This is a genomic window from Streptomyces sp. NPDC016469, from assembly GCF_040632905.1.
Taxonomy (GTDB): Bacteria; Actinomycetota; Actinomycetes; order Streptomycetales; family Streptomycetaceae; genus Streptomyces.
Genome location: NZ_JBEYCQ010000008.1, coordinates 149,197 through 169,771, shown reverse-complemented (window position 1 = coordinate 169,771; position 20,575 = coordinate 149,197). Strand labels below are relative to the sequence as shown.

17 protein-coding genes and 1 riboswitch are annotated in these 20,575 nt (G+C 72.9%); of the genes, 6 read left to right on the top strand and 11 right to left on the bottom strand.

Going from position 1 to position 20,575, the window contains the following annotated elements:
* The first annotated feature begins 64 nt into the window (after window positions 1–64).
* Window positions 65–215: riboswitch (cyclic di-AMP (ydaO/yuaA leader) on the top strand.
* On the top strand, window positions 214–1,362 hold the full coding sequence (locus ABZ565_RS11750) for an NlpC/P60 family protein (RefSeq protein WP_361023819.1): 1,149 nt from the start codon (window positions 214–216) through the stop codon (window positions 1,360–1,362). Its footprint overlaps the riboswitch before it by 2 nt.
* 51 nt (window positions 1,363–1,413) lie before the next feature.
* Here the strand turns inward: ABZ565_RS11750 and ABZ565_RS11745 are convergent, their stop codons facing one another.
* A complete protein-coding gene (locus tag ABZ565_RS11745) occupies window positions 1,414–1,767 on the bottom strand; it encodes a hypothetical protein (protein ID WP_361023816.1) in 354 nt (117 codons plus the stop codon).
* 309 nt (window positions 1,768–2,076) lie between these two features.
* Here ABZ565_RS11745 and ABZ565_RS11740 point away from each other — a divergent pair, with 309 nt between their 5' ends.
* Both ABZ565_RS11740 and ABZ565_RS11735 read left to right on the top strand, forming a co-directional pair.
* Window positions 2,077–3,123: an NlpC/P60 family protein gene (locus ABZ565_RS11740; protein ID WP_361023812.1), complete on the top strand. Its 1,047-nt coding sequence runs from the start codon at window positions 2,077–2,079 to the stop codon at window positions 3,121–3,123.
* Between the two features lie 42 nt (window positions 3,124–3,165).
* Window positions 3,166–3,927, top strand: coding sequence for a GNAT family N-acetyltransferase (locus tag ABZ565_RS11735; RefSeq protein WP_361023809.1), 762 nt, complete (start codon window positions 3,166–3,168; stop codon window positions 3,925–3,927).
* A 13-nt stretch (window positions 3,928–3,940) separates the two neighbouring features.
* Here the strand turns inward: ABZ565_RS11735 and ABZ565_RS11730 are convergent, their stop codons facing one another.
* Window positions 3,941–4,645, bottom strand: a complete 705-nt coding sequence (locus ABZ565_RS11730; RefSeq protein ID WP_361023806.1) for a response regulator transcription factor — start codon at window positions 4,643–4,645, stop codon at window positions 3,941–3,943.
* Window positions 4,629–5,927, bottom strand: a complete 1,299-nt coding sequence (locus ABZ565_RS11725) for a PspC domain-containing protein (RefSeq protein WP_361023803.1) — start codon at window positions 5,925–5,927, stop codon at window positions 4,629–4,631. The genes ABZ565_RS11730 and ABZ565_RS11725 overlap by 17 nt, the downstream gene beginning before the upstream one ends.
* 181 nt (window positions 5,928–6,108) lie before the next feature.
* Between ABZ565_RS11725 and ABZ565_RS11720 the strand changes: the two genes are divergently transcribed.
* Window positions 6,109–7,422 (top strand): PspC domain-containing protein, encoded by a 1,314-nt coding sequence (locus ABZ565_RS11720; RefSeq protein WP_361023800.1) that lies wholly within the window; start codon window positions 6,109–6,111, stop codon window positions 7,420–7,422.
* On the top strand, window positions 7,409–7,672 hold the full coding sequence (locus tag ABZ565_RS11715) for a hypothetical protein (RefSeq protein WP_361023797.1): 264 nt from the start codon (window positions 7,409–7,411) through the stop codon (window positions 7,670–7,672). Before ABZ565_RS11720 ends, ABZ565_RS11715 begins: the two co-directional genes overlap by 14 nt.
* Here the strand turns inward: ABZ565_RS11715 and ABZ565_RS11710 are convergent.
* The 4 genes from ABZ565_RS11710 to guaA form a co-directional block, all read right to left on the bottom strand.
* Complete coding sequence (locus ABZ565_RS11710) at window positions 7,579–8,100, bottom strand: DoxX family protein (protein ID WP_361024095.1); 522 nt, start codon at window positions 8,098–8,100, stop codon at window positions 7,579–7,581. The genes ABZ565_RS11715 and ABZ565_RS11710 overlap by 94 nt on opposite strands.
* A 140-nt stretch (window positions 8,101–8,240) precedes the next feature.
* Window positions 8,241–9,506, bottom strand: coding sequence for a hypothetical protein (locus tag ABZ565_RS11705; protein WP_361023794.1), 1,266 nt, complete (start codon window positions 9,504–9,506; stop codon window positions 8,241–8,243).
* Between the two features lie 146 nt (window positions 9,507–9,652).
* Window positions 9,653–10,408 (bottom strand): class I SAM-dependent methyltransferase, encoded by a 756-nt coding sequence (locus ABZ565_RS11700; protein WP_361023791.1) that lies wholly within the window; start codon window positions 10,406–10,408, stop codon window positions 9,653–9,655.
* Window positions 10,409–10,698: 290 nt separating this feature from the next.
* Window positions 10,699–12,285, bottom strand: a complete 1,587-nt coding sequence (guaA, locus tag ABZ565_RS11695; protein WP_361023788.1) for a glutamine-hydrolyzing GMP synthase — start codon at window positions 12,283–12,285, stop codon at window positions 10,699–10,701.
* A 334-nt stretch (window positions 12,286–12,619) separates the two neighbouring features.
* Between guaA and ABZ565_RS11690 the strand changes: the two genes are divergently transcribed.
* The gene (locus ABZ565_RS11690; RefSeq protein ID WP_361023785.1) at window positions 12,620–12,928 is read left to right on the top strand and encodes a chorismate mutase; all 309 of its coding nucleotides are present in this window, start codon (window positions 12,620–12,622) and stop codon (window positions 12,926–12,928) included.
* 302 nt (window positions 12,929–13,230) lie between these two features.
* On the opposite strand, the gene ABZ565_RS11685 is transcribed toward ABZ565_RS11690, so the two are convergent.
* The 4 genes from ABZ565_RS11685 to ABZ565_RS11670 all read right to left on the bottom strand — a co-directional run bounded on the left by ABZ565_RS11685 (window position 13,231) and on the right by ABZ565_RS11670 (window position 20,534).
* Window positions 13,231–14,916, bottom strand: coding sequence for a peptidase (locus ABZ565_RS11685; RefSeq protein ID WP_361024092.1), 1,686 nt, complete (start codon window positions 14,914–14,916; stop codon window positions 13,231–13,233).
* A 309-nt stretch (window positions 14,917–15,225) separates the two neighbouring features.
* The gene (locus ABZ565_RS11680) at window positions 15,226–17,058 is read right to left on the bottom strand and encodes a GMC family oxidoreductase (protein WP_361023782.1); all 1,833 of its coding nucleotides are present in this window, start codon (window positions 17,056–17,058) and stop codon (window positions 15,226–15,228) included.
* 59 nt (window positions 17,059–17,117) lie between these two features.
* Window positions 17,118–18,746 (bottom strand): succinic semialdehyde dehydrogenase, encoded by a 1,629-nt coding sequence (locus ABZ565_RS11675; RefSeq protein WP_361023779.1) that lies wholly within the window; start codon window positions 18,744–18,746, stop codon window positions 17,118–17,120.
* Window positions 18,747–18,872: 126 nt separating this feature from the next.
* Window positions 18,873–20,534, bottom strand: a complete 1,662-nt coding sequence (locus ABZ565_RS11670) for a serine/threonine-protein kinase (protein ID WP_361023776.1) — start codon at window positions 20,532–20,534, stop codon at window positions 18,873–18,875.
* Between the last annotated feature and the right edge of the window lie 41 nt (window positions 20,535–20,575).

Sequence of the window (20,575 nt, the reverse complement as noted above, 5' to 3'; positions counted from 1 at the left end):
CCCCATGAGTTGGCTAGCGTGCACGTTCGGACGGCCCGTACCCCCAGAGGCGACCCACGCCGAACGTGCCTCCACGCCGAATCCGGGCCCGCCCGGAACCGGGGACCCACACGCAGCACCGGGGTGAATCGGTCCTCCCCCACCGGACCGTAGGGCAGCCTTCCGTTCCGCCCGAACCCGACAGCTAACCCGGTAGGCGGTCCACGGAAGGAGATGCCGGCCTTGGCGTCGCATCGCAAACCGCGCCCCCGGGTGCGCTCCACCATCCCCGCCGTCGGGCTGACCTCGGCCGCGCTGGCCTCGGTGACCCTGCTGTCCTCGCAGAGCGCGATGGCCGCGCCGACGCCGAAGCCGAGCATCGAGGAAGTCCAGAAGAAGGTGGACGACCTCTACCGGCAGGCCGGGAACGCGACCCAGAAGTACAACCAGGCCAAGGAGGCCACGGACAAGCAGCGGTCCAAGGTCGACACGCTGCTCGACGACGTGGCCAAGCGCACCGAGAAGCTGAACGACGCCCGCAGAACGCTGGGCAACTACGCCGCCGCCCAGTACCGCAACGGCGGCCTCGCACCGACCGCCACCTTCTTCCTCGCCGACGACCCGCAGTCGTTCTTCGACCAGACCCACCTCATGGACCGCATGGCCGAGCGCCAGCAGCAGGCGGTCACGGAGTTCCGTACGCAGCAGGCGAAGGCGTCCGAGCAGCGGGCCGAGGCCGTGGAGAGCCTGGAGACGCTGACCGAGTCGCAGGCCGCGCTGCGCACCAGCAAGGAGAACGTCCGGACGAAGCTGGCCGAGGCCCGGACGCTGCTCTCGAAGCTGACCGCCGAGGAGAAGGCGCGCCTGGCGGAGCTGGAGCGGAAGAAGGAGGCGGAGGCGAAGCGGAAGGCGGCGGAGCTGGCGAAGAAGCAGGCCGCCGCAAGGAAGGAGGCCGAGCGGAAGGCCGAGGAGTCGGGCGGCAGCGGTACGGAGACGGGCTCGGGCTCCGACGCCGGCTCCGGCAGCAGCGCGTCCACGAAGGCGGAGAAGGTCCTCGCGTTCGCCCGCGCCCAGATCGGCAAGCCGTACGTCTGGGGGGCGACCGGCCCCTCCTCGTACGACTGCTCGGGGCTGACGCAGGCGGCCTGGAAGGCGGCGGGCGTCGACATCCCGCGTACCACCTGGGACCAGGTGAATGTCGGCACCAGGATCGCCACGGCCGACCTGCAACCCGGTGACCTGGTGTTCTTCTACGACGACATCAGCCACGTCGGGATCTACAAGGGCGACGGAATGATGATCCACGCGCCGAAGCCCGGGGCGAACGTGCGCGAGGAGTCGATCTACTACATGCCGATCTACGGGAGTGTGCGCCCCGCCTGACCGCGGAAGGGGAGCCGGCCCGCGCGGGCCGGCTCTCCCGCGTACCGCCGCTCAGGTCCAGAGCGTGGCGATGAAGATGTTCGCCAGGGTCAGCGCGCCGACCGCCGCGAAGAACCCCTTCTCGACCTTCTCCTCGTCCCGCTTGACGTAGACGAGCCCCAGGATCACGACCAGGAACAGCAGCTTGATCCCGATCTTGACGTTGTTCACGGGGTGGTCGTCGGCCTGGTCCAGGCCGACCAGGGCGACGCCGGTGACGAGCATGGTGAGCGCGCCGTGCAGCATGCCGGGGACGAACCGGGCGGTGCCGGCCTTCATCGCCTTCATCTGGCCGAGGAAGCCGCCGAGCAGGGCGGCGATGCCGATGATGTGCAGGGCGACGACGAAATCGATGAGTACGCGCATGGTTCCGCACCCTAGAGCCCTCTCCCTGAACCGCTCCGGGCAGGGTGGGACCTACGGGCCGCTTGAATGATGAATGCACTTTTTGCCTGCTTCTGTGGCCCTTTTCCCGGTCACTCACGCTTCATAGGCGGTCATCCGGCGACAATGCCACGCCAAGAGCGGGCAATAACCGTCATGACGACACCTTCCCGTGACCTGGGATTAGCGTCCCTTCCCGGTGGCCGTGGACCAGGAACCGTCCTCGCCGGCCACCGGAGAAGCCCGCCGGTAGACCCCGCCGGGCCGTCGTACGGAAGGACGCCCGCCCCCGTGGCAGCGCATCGCAAACCCAGGCAGCGCCTCACCACCGCCTCCGCGGCCCGGACCGCGGCGACCCTCGCCGTCGCCGGAGCCGCGACGGCCGCCGTGCTGCCGGGAGCCGCGCACGCGGACCCCGCGCCCACCGCACGGCAGGTCAAGGCCCAGGTGGACCGGCTGTACCGGGAGGCGGAGGTCGCCACCGAGAAGTACAACGGCGCGAAGTCCGAGGCGACCGCCGCCGCCGAGTCGGTCGACGCCCTGCGCGACGAGGCCGCCCGCAGGACCGCGCGCCTCAACAGCGCCCGCGACGTGCTCGGCGCCTACGCCGCCGCGCAGTACCGGTCCGCCGGGATCGACCCCTCCGTGCAGCTGGCGCTCTCCTCCGACCCCGACCAGTACCTGCGCCGCGCCACCTACGCGGAGCAGGCGGGTGAACGCCGGGCCGCCGAGGTGCGCTCGGTGCGCCGCCAGGTCGCGGAGATCGCCCAGGTACGCGCCGAGGCGGCCGGGAAGCTCACCGAGCTGGCCGCCCGGCAGGCCGCCCTGAAGGAGCACCGGGCGACCGTCCGCGCCAAGCTGGCCGAGGCCCGCCGCCTGCTCGCCCGCCTCACCCCGGCCGAGCGCGCCTCCTACGACGCCTCCGAGAACGGGCGCGGGGCCGGCCACGCGGACCGGAGCGCACCGCGCGCCGCCGTCGCCGCGCCCAACGCCCGCGCCGCCCAGGCGGTCGCCTTCGCCTACAGCGCCCTGGGCAAGCCGTACGTGTGGGGCGCGACCGGGCCGGACTCCTTCGACTGTTCCGGGCTCACCCAGGCCGCCTGGCGCGCCGCCGGGGTCTCGCTGCCCCGGACCACGTACACCCAGATCAACGCCGGGCAGCGGGTCCCGCGCTCCCAGCTGGCCCCCGGGGACCTGGTGTTCTTCTATTCGGGCGTCAGCCATGTCGGCCTGTACATCGGGAACGGCCGGATGATCCACGCCCCGCGCCCCGGGGCCCCGGTCCGGATCGCGCCCATCGACGAAATGCCCTTCGCGGGGGCGACCCGGGTGGCATAGGCTCCGGCCTCTTGATCTCAACGGCCCGAAGGACACCCGAACATGCCGATGGACGCCGATGTCCAGACCCATGCCCGTACGCTCACGCTGCGCTCCCCGGACCATGTCCGCGTCGGGCCCTTCGTGATCCGCTACAACCCGAACTGGTCGCTGAAGTACGCCAACTACGCGATCCCGGACCAGGGCGCCGAGCCCACGCCCGGCGAACTCGACGCGCTCATAGCGGCGTTCCGCGAGCGGGACCGGATGCCCCGCCTGGAGTTCCTGCCCGGCTGGGCGCCCGCCGTCGAACCGGCCCTGCTCGCCGCCGGGTTCACCGTCGAGAACCGGGCCCCGATCCTCGCCTGCGCCCCCGGCGGCCTGGTGGAGCCGAAGCCGGTCGCGGACCTGGTCATGGCCGAGCCCGCCACCGACGCGGAGTTCGCCGCCGCCGCGCTCGTCCAGCACCTGGGCTACGGCGGGGAGGGCGAGCCGGAGGACGGCACGGCGGAGTGGCTGCGCAACGCGGCGGCGGGCGGCGGGGTCGCCGCGCTCGCCACGGTCGGCGGCGTACCGGCGGGCGCGGGCGGCTGCTCGGTCCCGGTGGACGGCCTCAGCGAGCTGGCGGGCCTGGCGGTCGGCACGGAGTTCCGCCGCCGGGGCATCGGCGCCGCACTCTCCGCACACCTGACGCGCACCGCGTTCGAGCGGGGCTGCCGGGTGGTGTGGCTGGAGCCGGGCGACGCCGACGTGGAACGGATCTACGTCTCCATCGGCTACCGCAGGATCGGCGAGAAGCTGAACATCTCGCTGGACCCGGCCTGATCCGAGAAAGCCCCTAGACCAGCCGTCGCGCCGTCGCCCAGCGGGTCAGTTCGTGGCGGTTGGAGAGCTGGAGCTTGCGCAGCACCGCCGAGACGTGGGACTCGACCGTCTTCACCGAGATGAACAGCTGCTTCGCGATCTCCTTGTACGCGTAGCCCCGGGCGATCAGCCGCAGGACCTCGCGTTCGCGCTGGGTCAGCCGGTCCAGGTCCTCGTCCACCGGGGGCGCGTCCGTGGAGGCGAAGGCGTCGAGGACGAAGCCGGCCAGGCGGGGCGAGAAGACCGCGTCGCCGTCCTGGACCCGGAAGACCGAGTCGACCAGGTCGGCGCCGGTGATCGTCTTGGTGACGTAGCCCCGGGCGCCGCCCCGGATGACGCCGATGACGTCCTCGGCGGCGTCCGACACGGAGAGCGCGAGGAAGCGCACCGGGTTCTCGGCGGCGCCCATCAGGGGTGCGCAGCGGCGCAGGACCTCGACGCCGCCGCCGCCGGGGAGGTGGACGTCGAGGAGGACGACCTCGGGGCGGGTCGCCGTGATGACGGTGACCGCCTGGTCGACGTCGGCCGCCTCGCCGACGACCTCGACGCCGGTCTCCTCGGTGCGGCCGATCTCGGCCTGTACGCCGGTGCGGAACATCCGGTGGTCGTCGACGAGTACGACTCGTACCCGGCGCTCCGGGTTCTCCTGGCCCCCGGCCGCCTCACTGGTCCCGTTCATCGCTCGTCCTCTCCATCTCAAGCTCGACCTCGGTGCCCCCGCCGGGCACCGAACGCAGCCGGGCCGTGCCGCCGTTGCGCTGCATCCGGCCGATGATCGATTCTCGTACGCCCATTCTGTCCCCCGGTACGGAGTCCAGGTCGAATCCCGGGCCCCGGTCGCGCACGGAGACGAAGACCGTGCGGCCCTCGACCTCCGCGTAGACCTGGACGGCGCCGCCCTCGCCACCGTACTTGGCGGCGTTGACCATCGCCTCGCGTGCGGCCTGCATCTGTGCGGCCAGCTTCTCGTCCAGCGGGCAGTCGCCGACGACGACGACCTCCAGCGGGACGCCGTGCTTGTCCTCGACCTCGGCGGCGGCCCGCTTGACGGCCTCGGCCAGCGTCGCCGGCTCGTCGTCCTCGTCCTTGCCGGTGCCCTCGGGGTTGTACAGCCAGTTGCGCAGCTCGCGTTCCTGGGCGCGGGCGAGCCGGCGGACCTCGCCGGCGTCGTCGGCGTTGCGCTGGATCAGGGTGAGGGTGTGCAGCACGGAGTCGTGGACGTGGGCGGCGACCTCGGCGCGTTCCTGGGCCCGGATGCGCATGAGGCGTTCCTCGGAGAGGTCCTGGGTCATGCGGACGAGGTAGGGGCCGGCGAGGAGCGCGATGCCGGTGAGCACGGCGATGGCGGCGGTGATGACGTTGCCGAGCTGGGCGGCGGAGCCGCGTACGACCATGAAGACGGCGAGCCCCAGGCCGACGAGGGCGACTCCGGCCAGGGCGCGGGCCAGTTGCAGCACGCGGCGGCGGCTGCCGACCTCCATCCAGCGGGCGCGGCGGGCGTTGTCGGCCTGGCGCCATACCAGGACGGAGCCGGCGCCGATGAGGAGGCTGGGCCAGATGTAGCGGTCGGCCTTGCTGCCCATGTCGACGTTGCCGACGAAGACGGCGGCGCCGACGAGCAGCGCGATGAGGGCGAAGACCTGGCCCTTGTCGGGTTTGCGGAGGCGGCGGGTGCCGTCGGGAGCGGTCTCGAAGACGGATTTGGGTCCCTCCACGCCGCCGACGCCGAGCGGGACCACGATCCAGAACACCGCGTACAGCAGGGCACCGAGGCCGTCCGCGAAGAACAGGCCGAGGAAGACGAACCGGAGCCAGGCGACCGGGAGTCCGAGGTGTCCGGCGAGTCCGCGCGCCACTCCGCCGAGGAGCCGGCCGTCGGCGCTGCGGTACAGCTTGCGCAGCGGGGGCTCCTCCGGGTCGGGGGCGTGGGAGCTTGCGGCTCGGGTGGTGGCGGCTGGCATGGTCCGATCGTCACATGCCCGTGCGGGTGGGGGCATCAGGGTCCGCCCCCGGTTCGACCCTGAGACGGCTGGGACGCGGGGGCGGGGCCCGGCGTCCCTGAGGGGCGGGCGGGCCAATATCAGGGACCGGCCAGGGTCGGGGCGGGTGCCGGTGGGGCCCGGGGGCCGTCACCATGGAGCCATGACCGTTCCCCAGGACGCGCCGCCCGGCGCCGCACCGCCGACCCCCGAGCCCGCTCCGCGCCTGCACCGCAGCCCGCGGCACAAGGTGGTGGCGGGGGTGTGCGGCGGGCTGGGCCGGTACTGCGACGTGGATCCGGTGATCTTCCGGATCGTGCTCGGGGTGCTGTCGGTGACCGGTGGCTTCGGGCTGATCTTCTACGGCTTCGCCTGGCTGCTGATCCCGGCGGAGGGCGAGGACGAGAACGAGGCGCGGCGGCTGCTGTCGGGGCGGGTCGAGCTGGCGTCGCTGAGCGCGGTGCTGTGCGCGCTGATCGGCTGCGGTCTCTTCCTGTCGATGCTGGGGAACGGCGGCACGCTGGCGTTCTCCGCCATGCTGTCGGTCGCGGTCCTCGGCTTCTCCATGTGGACGCAGGCGCGCAAGAAGGCCGATCCGGAGGACCCGCTGCACCAGGCGGCCGCGCAGGCGGCGTCGGAGGCACCGCCCGAGGTGAAGGCGCCGCCGACCCTGTCCGGGCCTTCCTGGTGGCGCGACCCGATCGTCAAGGACGGCACGACGGGACCGGTGGCCCTGGGCTACCTGTGGGGGCCGCCGGACACGGAGGTCGCCGGGGAGCCGCGCGGGGCGACGCCCGACGCGCCGTTCCGCCCGCCGCCGCCCCGGTCTCGCGAGGTGCGGGGGCCGCGGTCCATCGCCGGCCTGGCGTTCCTCGGCGCGCTGCTCGCGGGCGGCCTCGGTACGGGGCTCACCTGGGATTCCCACCCGCTGGGCACGACCCTGGAGGTCGGCCTGGCCGCCGCGCTCGGGGTGTTCGGCCTGGCGATGCTGGTCAGCGCGTTCGTCGGGCGGACCGGCTTCGGCACGCTGCTGCTGGCGATGATCACGTCCGGGCTGCTGGTGGGGGCCGCATCGCTGCCCAAGGACATCGGCACGGACTGGGTGCGCGAGGAGTGGCGCCCGGCGTCCGTCGCCGCCGTCCGGCCGTTGTACGCGATCGGCTCGGGCCAGGCCGAACTGGACCTGACCGGGATCACGGTGCCGAAGGGCGACACCGTACGGACCCGGGTGGAGGCCCGGGCGGGCCGGGTGCTCGTGCACGTCCCGCCGGAGGTCACCGTCCGGGTGCACGCGCGGACCCGGTTCGGCGCGCTCGTGGTGGTGGACGGCCGGCACAAGGGCGATCTGGACATCCGCGCCACGCAGGACCAGCGCAAGACGCTGTCGCCGGCCGAGGGCAGCACCCCGGGCGGCACGGTCGACCTGGATCTGGAAGTGGACTACGGACAGGTGGAGGTCAACCGTGCCGCGTCATGAGTTCCGGCCGGGCCGGGCCGTCACGGGCCTGGTGATGCTGGCCCTGGCCGCCGGATACGCGGCGGACGCGGCGGGCGCCTGGGACGCCCCGCCGCAGTTCTTCATCGCGCTGTTCGGCGGCGGTCTGTGGACGGCCGCGTGGGCGACCTGGATCGGCTACCGCATCCGCCGCCGGCGCGCCGCGAAGAGCGCGTCCACCGAGAGCGACGCGGCCCCGCCCAGCAGCAGCGGCAGCCACGCCATGAGGTAGATCAGGTCGTTGCCGAGGTAGTACGGGGAGACCTGCCAGCTGACGGTCAGCCACAGGCTCAGCGAGATGAGGGCGCCGCCGAGCGCGGCGATCCTCGTCCACAGGCCGAGGAGGGTGCCGATGCCCACGGCCAGCTCGCCGAGCGCGATCGCGTAACCGAAGCCGGAGGGGCTGTTCAGCGCCAGGTCGACCAGGCCGGGGATCGCGGCGGAGTCGCGGACGGCGTGCATCTGCTCGCCGATCGACCCGGGGCCGGTGGCGTGGAAGAACGCGCTGTCGGTGAGCTTGTCGAGCCCCGCGTACACGAAGGTGACGCCGAGGAAGAGCCGCAGCGGCAGCAGGGCGTGCTCCCGCGCCAGCTCCCGCAGGCTGCTGCCCTCGCCCTGGACCCGCCCCAGGCCCCGCCCGTTACCGCCGTACCCGTACATGCTGCTCCCGCCTTCCGCGGCCGTGCCGTCGCTGCGTCCGCCCGGTCGCAGCCACCGGGCCGTACGGCCCGTCACCCGACCTTACGTACGAACGCGGCGAAAGCGTTCAGCGCGGTCCGGGTTCGCGGAAAGGGGCCGGGTCAGTCGGTGACGTCGATGGCGACCGGGGCGGTCTCCGTGCCCGCGGCCGTCACGACCTGCACCTCGACCACGCCCGGCTCCACCTCCACCGGCACCGGCACGGTCAGCAGTGTGTCGGAGGGGTTCGCGAAGCCGCCGACGACCGGCACCAGCGGGACATGGACGTGCACGGTCCCGATCCGCACCACGACCCGGGCCAGCCGGTCCGGCGCCCCCGCGCCCGGCGGCACGAACCCGGCGCCCCGGATCTCGATGTCGTCCCCGGTCCGGATGGGCGCGTCGAGGTCGCCCGCCTCCCGGGACCGGACGACCGAGAGCACGACGGGCCGGCCGCCCTCGCCGTACTTCCCGGTGAAGTAGACGGCCGCCGACACCGCGACCAGGAGGGCGAGGCCCCACGGCAGGTCGGGCAGCTGCTCGGGCCTGCGTGCCAGGCGGACCGCGGCGAACACCACGGCGACCGTGGACACCAGCACGTACTGCACGTCCGTGAAGCCGCCGCGCCCCGAGTCGTCGGTGAGCAGGTCCGCCGCGCGCGGCCGGTCGGCGCGCAGCTTCTGGAGCCGCCCGGACAGCACCCGTACGCTCACCACCCGGCGCACGGCCACCGCCACGGCGCACACCAGCGCCAGCACGGCCACGATCCCGGCGCCGCGCGCCAGGTCCAGCCCCTCGATCAGCTCGTCGCGCCGGGCGTGCCCGGAGGCGGCCGCCAGTTCGAGGGCGAGGACGAGTACGGAGAACACGGCGAGCAGCACCCAGGACGCGGCGACCGCGCGGGAGGTGGAGAGCCGGTTGTCCTCGCCGATCAGCGGGGCGAGGAGGCCGCCGCGGGCCCGGTGGACGTGGGCGGCGGCGGTCAGCAGCCCGGCGGTGACCAGTCCGGCGACGAGTCCGGCGGTACGGGCATGGGTCCAGCCCGCCCCGATCGCGGTGGCGGCCTCGGTGAGGGCGAGGACGGCGAGGCCGCCCCAGACCACGACCAGGGTGCGCCGCCACACCCGGTACAGCCAGGCGTCCCCGGCCTCGCGGCCCCGGTCGGCCACCTCGCGCGCGGACTCGGTCAGCTCGTCGGAGACCCACTGCCGGGTCGCGGACGCCGACTGGGCGACCCCGGCGGGCAGCCCCTGTCCGGCGGCGAACTCGTCGCGCTTGGCCAGGAAGGCGGCCACCGCGCGCCGGTGACCCTGGCGCGCCCCGTGCGGGCAGTCCCCGCAGGTGCAGCCCCCGCCGTGCGCGCCCTGTCGTGCCTCGTCCAACGCCACGGAGAACGCCGCCCCTTCCCGCCCCTGTCGCCACCCCGGGGCGGCCAACTCGTCTGTGAACGCTGCGAATTGTGCCGTACGGGGTGGCGGGCTGCCGCATCGGGGCGCACCGGAGGGGCACCTTCGTCAGCGTGTTCGATACCTGCTCAGGCGCTGAGCACGAGGTAGGCCAGGCCGAACGTGCCCCGGTAGCCGCCGTAGTAGCCGGTGCGCCGCTCGTCCACAGCGGCGACGACCCCGTCGCGCAGGGGGTGGTCCGGGTGGGCCAGCGCCCAGCGCTCGCCCCGGCCGATGTTGGCGTGCGATTCGAAGAGGTCCCATTCGCGCGGGTCGGCGGCGGTCACCTGGAGCGCCCGGAGGCCCGCCGCCTCGGCCTGCCGGATCAGGTCGAGCAGCGAGCCGAAGTCGCCGGGTTCGGCGCCGAGCCCGGCCAGTGCCGCCTCGTCCGGCTCCCGCTCCCAGAAGCCCTCACCGAACAGGACCCGCCCGCCGGGCCGTACGGAAGCCCGCAGCGCGGCCAGGGCCTCGGCGGTCCCACCGGGCCAGGCGTGCGAGGCGCCGATGGACACGGCCAGGTCGTAGTCCTTCTCCGGCCACTCGGCGGCGGGGACCTCGTGGAACCGTACGCGTTCCGCGAGCCCTCGCTCCTCCGCGAGTGCCCGGCCGCGGGCGACGGCCTCCGGGTCGGTCTCGACGGCGTCCCCGGTGCTTCCGGGCGCGGACTCCACGAGGCGCATCAGCAGTTCGCCCCAGCCGCTGCCGAGGTCCGCGATCCGCGCGCCGGGCGGGGGTGCGCAGACGGCGATCAGCTGGGCGGCGTGCGCTTCGGAGAGCGGGGTGTTCCAGGTCAGGCGGTCGTTGTGGGCGGCGGACATCAGGGCGCGGATCTCATTGGATGGCATGGGGGCGGAGCCTGCCATGGGCGCCTTGGCGCCCGCCATGCGTTTTAGGGGGCGCGGCTGCTTGGGGTTCGCCTGCGGGGGTGGTGCGACCTGCGGGGGGTGCGCCTGCGGCGGGCCTGTTCCCCTACCCGCCCCTTCCCGTAACCGGGGCTCCGCCCCGGACCCCGCGCCTCAAACGCCGGCGGGGCTTGATTTCCGCGGCGGGGCTTGGTTTCCGCGGCGCGTCCCGGATACGGCGATGCCGCCGCCCGGTACTCGGGCGGCGGCATCGCCGCGGGCTGCGGGGAGGGTCACTCCCACTCGATGGTCCCCGGCGGCTTGCTCGTCACGTCGAGTACCACGCGGTTGACGTCGGCGACCTCGTTGGTGATGCGGGTGGAGATCTTCGCCAGGGTCTCGTACGGCAGCCGGGACCAGTCGGCGGTCATGGCGTCCTCGGAGGAGACCGGGCGCAGCACGATCGGGTGGCCGTAGGTGCGGCCGTCGCCCTGGACACCGACGCTGCGGACGTCCGCGAGCAGGACCACCGGGCACTGCCAGATGTCGCGGTCCAGGCCGGCGGCGGTCAGCACCTCGCGGGCGATGGCGTCGGCCTCGCGCAGCAGGTCGAGCCGGTCCTTGGTGACCTCGCCGACGATGCGGATGCCGAGACCGGGGCCGGGGAAGGGCTGGCGCTGGACGATCTCGTCCGGCAGGCCGAGCTCCTGGCCGACCATCCGGACCTCGTCCTTGAACAGCTGGCGCAGCGGCTCGACGAGCTCGAACTCGATGTCCTCGGGGAGCCCGCCCACGTTGTGGTGGGACTTGATGTTGGCGGTGCCGGTGCCGCCGCCGGACTCCACGACGTCCGGGTAGAGCGTGCCCTGGACGAGGAAGGCGACCTCGGGGCCGTCCTCCTGGAGGATCTCCAGCTGGGCCTGCTCGAAGACGCGGATGAACTCGCGTCCGATGATCTTCCGCTTCTCCTCCGGGTCGGACACGCCGGCCAGGGCGTCGAGGAAGCGCTTCTCGGCGTCGACCACCTTGAGCTTCGCGCCGGTCGCGGCGACGAAGTCCTTCTCGACCTGCTCGGTCTCGCCCTTGCGCATCAGGCCGTGGTCGACGTACACGCAGGTGAGCTGGGAGCCGATGGCCTTCTGGACGAGGGCGGCGGCGACGGCGGAGTCCACGCCGCCGGACAGGCCGCAGATGGCGCGCTTGTCACCGACCTGGGCGCGGATCGCGGCGACCTGCTCCTCGATCACGTTGCCCGTGGTCCAGGTGGGCTCGATGCCCGCGCCCCGGTACAGGAAGTGCTCCAGGACCTGCTGGCCGTGCGTGGAGTGCATGACCTCGGGGTGGTACTGGACGCCGTAGAGCTTCTTCTCGTCGTTCTCGAAGGCGGCGACCGGGACGACGTCCGTGGACGCGGTGACGGTGAAGCCCTCGGGGGCGGCGGAGCAGGCGTCGCCGTGCGACATCCACACCGACTGCTCGACCGGGGTGCCCTCGAAGAGCGTGGAACCGGCCTTGGAGACGGTCAGCGGGGTGCGGCCGTACTCGCGGGCGCCGTTGTCGTCCACGGTGCCGCCGAGCGTGGTCGCCATCAGCTGGAAGCCGTAGCACATACCGAAGACGGGGACCCCGGCCTCGAAGAGCGCGCGGTCGAGCGAGGGCGCGCCCTCGGCATAGACGGAGGAGGGTCCGCCGGAGAGGATGATCGCGCGGGGGTTCTTGGCCAGCATCTCGGCCACCGGCATCGTGGACGGCACGATCTCGCTGTAGACCCGGGCCTCACGGACGCGGCGGGCGATGAGCTGGGCGTACTGCGCGCCGAAGTCGACTACCAGGACCACGTCGGTGGTGGTGTCGGGGGCGGCGGGGGGTGCTGCTGGCACGGGCGGCCTTCCGGCGGTGGAGAGGGGTCGGTCCTCCAATTCTACCGGCGGCCGGAAGTGACCTGCCCCGGTCCGGGCCGCCGGTGCGAGGTGTGCGGCGTCTCACGATCCGGGCCGGGCGTGGGCCCGGCGGGCGCGAGGGTCCATACTGGCCCCATGCGTCAGCACACGACCTTCGTCTTTACCTATGGCATCCGGCCCGCCGGCTGCCATGGTCGTGCTGCTTGAGCAACTGACAAGCAACGTTCCAGGCGCCCCGGGCCGACAGGCCCGGGGCGTTCTGCGTTCCCGGCCCGTCCGGTCCGGGGGTGCCGCATCTCACCGGGAGACCGTCATGAGCAGCACCACCACCCCCGCCGCGAAGACCGCCGCCGAGGCGACCGGCGCCCGCACCGACGAGGCCGCTTCCCTGATCGGCGACGCCCGTACCCGTATCGATTCCCTGGACGACCGGATCATCGGGCTCGTCCAGGAGCGGATGGCGGTCTCGGCGGTGATCCAGGAGGCCCGGATGACGTCGGGCGGCCGCCGGGTCAACCTCTCCCGCGAGACGGAGATCCTGGTCCGCTACCGCGAGGCGCTGGGCAAGCCGGGCACCTCGCTGGCGATGACGCTCCTGGAGCTGTGCCGGGGCCGGGTCTGAGCGGCGTTTCCCCGCCGTATCCCAGTTCGGGCGGAGTCTCACCCGTACGGCGCGTGACCGGGCCCGGCGCGGCTTCGTTGGTCCCGGTGTCCGCGTCAGCCAGGGGCGGTGCTTCAGGAGAACCACACGTGGCTCCGCCGGGGTGCGTGGCGTACCGCGTGTACGCCGTGGGACCGCGCACCGGCGTCGTGACCGGTCGGCAGGGGACAGCAGTCCGGTCACTCGGAGGGACCGCCAGGTCGCTCCAGGGAAACGGCCGGCTCCGGGGACGCCCGGGGCCGGCCGTTTCTCCGTGTGCGGGGTCAGCGCGTGGCGCGCCGCCTCGACACGGTGAACAGGACGCCGCCCGCGAGCAGCGCGACGAGGGCCGCGCCGGACGCGGCGACGGCGATGGTCCCGGTGGAGGCGAGCGAGCCGTTCGTGTCACCGGAGCCGGAGCCCGTGGTGCCGGAGCCGGTCGTGCCGCTGGTGCCGTTGGTGCCGCTGGTGCCGGACGAGGACGAGCCGGAGCCGGTCGTGGCGCCGGTGTCGCCGGAGCCGCCCGTGGCCGTCGAGCCGCCGTCGGAGCCGCCCGTCGTGGCGTGCGAGTCCTCGCCGTTGAGCTCCACCCACGCCTTGTTGTTGGCGGGCTTCGGGTCGAAGGGCAGCGCGGGCGCCTGGAGGTGGGTGTTGCGGACGACGACCGCGCCGTTGCTGCCGGGGTCCGCCGAGACGAGCTTCAGCCGGAAGGGCAGGGCGAAGTCGGCGTCCTCCAGGACGGACATGGGCGTCGAGCAGAAGTAGCGCGGGGCCTTCTCCTGGTTCTCGCGGTACTCACCGGTCGCGGTCACGCCCCGGCAGGTGTCCGGCTTGGAGACGACGTAGCTGCCGTGGGGCACGGTGAAGTCGACGGTGGCGACGTCCTCGCCGGACCGGATGTACCCGACCCAGGCGGGGCCCTTGTTACGGAAGCCCAGCGTCACGTCGACGGTGTCCCCCGCCTTGCCCGCGGCCTGGTCGCCGTAGGCCGCGAAGTCGGCGGTGTTCGCCGTCCGGAAGTCGGCCTCCTGCTGGTTGTCCGTCGGGTCGAGGTCGGCCGAGCGGACGGCCGGGGCCTCGCGCAGGGCCAGCCTCGCGCCCTTGCCGGGGCTGAAGCGGGCGCCGGAGCGCAGCGCGGCGCGGGCGTCGGTGCCGTCCTCGTTGATCCGGTAGAGGAAGGTGTCGTAGAAGGCGCGCTCGGTGGCCCGCAGGGTGGGCGGCACTTCCAGCGTGTACGTGGCGCCGGGCTCGAAGCTGCCCGGGAAGGAGCAGAGCGCGGTGGACCAGGTGCCGGGGCCCATGCCCAGGTCCTCCTCGCTGTACTCGCAGTTCTGGTAGCGCTCGGTGAATTCCAGGCCGCGCGTGTTGCGCAGGGTGAGCAGGACGCCCTGGGCGGCGCGGGTGCCGTTGTTCGTGAAGGTGATGGGCACCGGCTGGCTGTCGCCGGGCTTGAGCTCCGTCTTCAGCGGCAGCGCCTTCATCGACAGGTCGGGCCCGCCGATCGACACGTGCGCGGTGAACGGCCGGAAGGTGGCGCCCTCCGCCTCTGCGGTGACCTCGATGGTGCCCGAGTCGCCGTCCTCGCTCCCCTGGGCGGCGCTGAGCTGGAGTTCGGCGAGGGTACTCAGGCCGGGCCGGATCCCGTAGTCGTGGCAGACGGCGGTGGTCCCGGTCCGCTCGCAGTCCAGGCTGCCGTCCTCGCCGAAGGAGACGTCCGCGACGCCCGCCAGCTTCCCGAAGTCGAAGCGGACGGTGTACTCCTCCGCGAAGTCTCCGTTCTCCTCGTCCTCGGACGGGTTGGTCACCGTGATGTCGAGGCTCGCCTTCTGCGGGGAGCCCGTGGCCGGATACGGGTGCAGGGCGGTCTCGGCCGGGCCGCCGATCGTGAACTCGGGGTCGGCCGCCTGCGCGGGGCTGCTCAGCGTGAGCAGACCGCCCGCCAGCAGACCGGCCGAGGCGACGATGCCCATCGCACGGCGGAACGGGGTCGTGCTTCTCATCTCGGGCCTTCGGGGTCGTCGGAAGCTGTGTGACCGCTGGGGCGGCGACAGCGGGTACGACCGGGGGCGAGCGGGAAAAGTTGCCCGAAAACAGATCACGGATCGGGCACGACAAGCGGAGTGATCCACCTCACATAAGAATTTCATCAGTACGAGGACAACCATCCGGGGGCCCGGCAGGTCATGCATGCGGAACACCGGTTGTCGTTTGCTGAACGACGGACCGGTTACAGCGTGAGGGGCTGCACTGGGAGGGGGGTGCAGCCCCTTCTGCTGTCCTCAGGCCCTTTCGGTCTTCTTCGACGGCATTGCGGGCATCCCCAGGAACGGCAGCCTGAGCGCGCCGAACGCCTCCTTCGGGACCGCCGGAGCCTGCGGCTCCACCGCCGCCAGCCGCTCGTATGCCTCGCCCTGCGCCGGGCGCGGGTCCGGCTCGCCCTTGTTCGGCCAGAACGACATGGCGCGCTCCGCCTGGGCGGTGATCGTCAGCGACGGGTTGACGCCGAGGTTCGCGGAGACCGCCGCGCCGTCGACCACCGAGATGCCCGGGTGCCCGAAGAGCCGGTGGTACGGGTCGATGACGCCCTCGTCCGCGTCGGCGCCGATCGGGCAGCCGCCGAGGAAGTGGGCGGTGAGCGGGGTGCCCATCAGCTCGCCGATGTTGGACCCCGGGAAGCCGTTGATCTCCTCGGCGAGCAGGGTCGCGCTCTGCGTCGCCTCTGCTATCTGCGTGGGGTTGGGCGCGCCGTGGCCCTGGCGGGCGGTGAGCAGGCCCTTGCCGATGCCGCGCGGTTTGCGGTAGGCGGTCAGGGAGTTGTCGAGCGACTGCATGACGAGCCCGATGATGACCCGCTCCGACCAGCGCCGGTTGGAGAGCGAGCGGGCGGCGATCGTGGGGTGCTTGACCAGGTTGCCGAGCCAGGCGCGGACCCGGTGGGCGCTGTAGGGGACCTGGACGATGGTCAGGCCGCCCATGGCGTTGGAGCCCTTGCCGTAGCGGACGGGCTCGATGTGGGTGTTGGCGTCGGGGTGGATGGACGAGGTGATGGCGACACCCTTGGTGAAGTCGGGCTTCGTGCCGTGCCTCTTGCGGTAGCGCCGGTCGGAGGTCTGGGCGCCGACCAGCCCCTCGGAGTTGGTACGGGTCAGCTCGCCGAGCCTCGCGGAGAGCCGGGGCAGCAGACCCTTGTCCTTCATCGTGTGCAGCAGGGTCTGGGTGCCGTACGTGCCCGCCGCGACGACCACCTTGCGGGCGCGCAGGGTCGTGGGCTTCGCCTTCTTCCGGCGGTCGGTGGGCACGGTGGCGACGCGGTAGCCGCCCTCGGGGTGGTCGGTGAGGGCGATGACGGAGGTCATGGGGTGGATGACCGCGCCGGCCTTCTCGGCGAGGTGCAGGTAGTTCTCGTTGAGGGTGTTCTTCGCGCCGTGCCGGCAGCCCGTCATGCACTCGCCGCACTCGGTGCACGCCTTGCGCGCCGGGCCCGCCCCGCCGAAGTACGGGTCCGGGACCGTCCCGCCGGGCTTCGCGCGCGCGGTGCCGTCCGCGTCCTCGCCGTCACCGAAGAAGACGCCGACCGGGGCGAGGTGGAAGGTGTCGCCGACGCCCATGGCCTCGGCGGCCGCCTTGAGGTGGACGTCGGACGGGGTGACCGTCGGGTTGAGCCGGACCCCGAGCATCCGCTTGGCCTGGTCGTAGTACGGCTTCAGCTCGTCCTGCCAGTCCGTGATGTGCGCCCACTGCCGGTCCTCGAAGAACGGCGCGGGCGGCACGTACAGCGTGTTGGCGTAGTTCAGCGAGCCCCCGCCCACCCCCGCACCGGCCAGGACCATCACCTTGCCGAGCAGGTGCACGCGCTGGATGCCGAAGAGCCCGAGGGCGGGCGCCCAGAGGTAGTTCTTCAGGTCCCAGGAGTTCTTCGGCAGGGTGCCCGGGGTGAAGCGGCGCCCGGCCTCCAGGACGCCGACCCGGTACCCCTTCTCGGTCAGCCGCAACGCCGAGACCGCGCCCCCGAAGCCGGACCCGACGACGATCACGTCGTAGTCGTACGCGGCGTCGTCGTCGGCCGCACCGGCCGGCCGGTCCTGATTCTGGGCAGGGCTGTCCTGGGACATGGCACTCCTCGGTACGAAAAGGACAGAAGTGGTGCGGGGGGGCGGCTCTCGATGGGGTCTCAGCGCAGGCGGAACGCCTTCATCGCCTTCAGGCTGCGGGTCATGAACGCCGCGTACTTCTCGTCGTCCATCCCGAACGACGGGGCGAGCGGGATCAGCCGCTGCTGGGCGACGGTCTGGGCCTCGGTGTACTTGAGGATGCCCTCGGAGCCGTGGCGCCGGCCGAGACCGGAGTCCTTCATGCCGCCCATCGGGGACTGCACGCTGCCGTACGCGGGGGCGTACCCCTCGTTGATGTTGACGGTGCCGGTGCGCAGCCGGGCGGCGATCCGGTGGCCGCGCCGGCCGTCCTTGGTCCAGACGCTCGAATTGAGGCCGTACGGGGTGGCGTTGGCCAGCTCCACGACCTCGTCCTCGTCGCGGAAGCGGTAGACGGAGACGACCGGGCCGAAGGTCTCCTCGGTGCAGACGGCCATGGGCGCCTCGACGCCGTCCAGGATCGTCGGCTCGTAGAAGAGCGGGCCGATGTCCGGGCGGGCGACCCCGCCGGCGACCAGCGTGGCGCCCTTCTCGACGGCCTCGGCGACATGCCGGCTGACGGTCTCCAGCTGCCGTTCGCCGACCAGCGAGCCCATGTCGGCGCCGTACGCGAGGGCGCTGCCGAGCCGCATCGCCCTGGTCCGGGCGGCGAACCGCTCCACGAAGTCGTCGGCGACCGACTCGTGGACGTACAGCCGCTCGATGGAGATGCAGAGCTGGCCGGCCGAGGAGAAGCAGGCGCGGACGGCGCCGGCGGCGGCCTTTTCCACGTCGGCGTCCGCCAGGACCAGCATGGCGTTCTTGCCGCCGAGTTCCAGGGACACGCCGACGAGCCGGGCCGCCGCGCCCTGGGCGACCTCGCGGCCGGTCCGGGTGGAGCCGGTGAACGAGACGTAGTCGGCGTGCTTGACGACCTCGGGGCCGACGACCGGCCCGTCACCGAGGACGACCTGGAAGACCTCGGCCGGGAGCCCCGCCTCGATCAGCAGGTCGCGCGCCCACAGGGCGGTGAGCGCGGTCTCGGTGTCGGGCTTCATCACCACCGCGTTGCCGGACACGAAGGCGGGCAGCGCGTCGCCGACGGACAGCTCCAGCGGGTAGTTCCAGGGGGCGATCTGGCCGACGACACCGCGCGGCTGACGGAGCTCGGTGACCTTGGTGAGCGTCGGCACGACCCCCGTGTGCCGCTTCGGCTTCAGATACGCGGACGCTTTGCGGCCGTAGTGCCGGGCGGCGACGGCGACCGCCTGGACCTCCTCGTGGGCGTGCAGCCGGGCCTTGCCGGTCTCCAGCTGGATGAGGTCGAGCACCTCGGACTGGCGGCTGATGACCAGGTCGTGAAAGCGCAGGAGCACGGCGGCCCTGGCCCGGACCGGCAGGGCGGCCCAGGCGGGCTGGGCGGCGCGGGCGCGGGCGAACGCGGCGGCCACGTCCTCGGGGGTGGACTCCGGCAGGTCGGCCAGCTTCTCGCCGGTGAACGGCGTGTGGTTGGCGGTGCGGCCGGAGCCGGTGACGCCGCGCGTCAGGCGGGCGACCACCTCGGGCGTCACGACATCGGCGGCCGTGCGCACGCCCGCGGGGGCGGCGGCCACGGGGTTGGTGCCGACCGTGCCGGCGGCGGGGGACGTGGGGGCCTGCGAGTCCGTCATGAGGGCGAGAGTACGTCGGCGGGAAGGCTTTGGGTACCCGTGGGTAACACCTTTTCACCGGCTCTCCCGGAGTCCCGCCACACCCCCGTCGACCCAGCCAGTGATCACTGGCGGCATAAGCCCTGATCAGGGGCTATCCGTCGGGGGACGCCAGCTGCGCAGGATCGCGTTGAACCGGTCGCGGGTGTTGTCCCAGTCGTCGGCGGGGCCCGTCATGTAGAGCGCGTACTCCGGGCCGCCGTCCTGCGCGAAGTACATCTGGTCGATGGCGTGCCGCGCCTCGCCGTTCTTCTCCGTCCAGGTGAACTCCCAGATGGAGCCGACGTGGTCGCGGTAGACGTTGCTGTTCAGTTCCAGCCGCTGGTAGTCCGGCAGCCGGGTGCTCAGCTGCTTCTCCAGTTCGACCATGTGGTCGTAGGGGTGGTCGAAATCGGGCGCCGGGTCGGTGCTGACCCGGAGGTAGGTCACGCCACCGTCGGGGGTGTAGTCGATGTTGGTCTCGTTCACCACGCGCTTCCAGCCCTCCGGCAGCAGGACGCTGAAGCCGGAGGGGTCCACGACGCGCTGCCAGCCGTCCGGCACCTGCTGCGTCGCGGTGTCCACCGACGGCGAGCCCGAGGGACTCGGCGTGGGCGTCGGGGCCGGTGTCGGCGTGACCGGTCCCGGGGTGCGGTTGCCGTGCGAGGCCGTGGAGCCGTCCTCGGTGCCGGCCGCCTCCGTGCGGTGCGCGTACAGCATCGCGGCGATCCCCGCGCCGCCCCCGAGCACCGCGGCCAGGACGACGACCAGGACCGCCGTGCGCCACCGGCTGCGGCGGGCGGCCGGGGCGGGGGCCGGTCCTGGCGCGGGCGGCACGGCGGGCCCGGGGTGGGGCAGCCGGGCGGTGCCCCCGCGCAGCATCTCCTCGGAGACGTGCTGCGTCGGGACGAACGCCTGGGCCGCCCGGGGCGCGCGGCCCTCCATGGCTTCCAGGAGCATCCGCTCGGTCTCCTCCGCCGTCGGGCGCTCGTCCGGCTCCTTGCGCAGCAGCGCGATGATGACGGGGGCGAGCGCCCCGGCCCGGGCGGGCGGCGGCGGCTCCTCGGTGACGACGGCCTGCATGGTCGATATGGGGGACGTCCGGCGGAACGGCGAGCGCCCCTCGACGGCCGTGTACAGCGTGGCGCCCAGGGACCAGAGGTCGGAGGCGGGGCCCGGGTCGCCGCCGCGTACCCGCTCGGGTGCCAGATAGTCGATGGAGCCGACGAGTTCACCGGTCCTGGTGATGGTGGAGTCGCCCTCGATCGCGGCGATCCCGAAGTCGGTGAGCAGGACCCGGCCGTCCCGGGCGAGCAGCACGTTGCCCGGCTTCACGTCCCGGTGCAGCACCCCGGCCCCGTGCGCGGCGCGCAGCGCGCCCAGCACGTGCAGCCCTATGCGGGCGGCCTCGCGGGCCTCGATCTCGCCGCCGGACTCCTTCGCCCGGTCGGCGAGCGACGGTCCGTCCACGTACTGCATGACGATCCACGGCCGGTTGTCGTACTCGACCACGTCATGGACGGTGACGACGCCGGGGTGGGTGATCCGGGCGGCGGCGCGGGCCTCCTTCTGGGTCCGCTGGTGCAGCACGATCCGGTCCGACTCGGCCACGTACAGCCCGGCGGTCAGCTCCTTGACGGCCACCGTGCGGTGCAGCACCTCGTCGTGGGCGCGCCACACCTTCCCCATGCCGCCGCGTCCGAGGACGTCGCCCAGCCGGTACCTCCCGGCCAGCAACAGCCCCGCTTCCGTGCTCTGTGATCGGTCCACCTGTGTCCCCCGTTGCTTCGGAAGACAGGTTACGGAGCGGA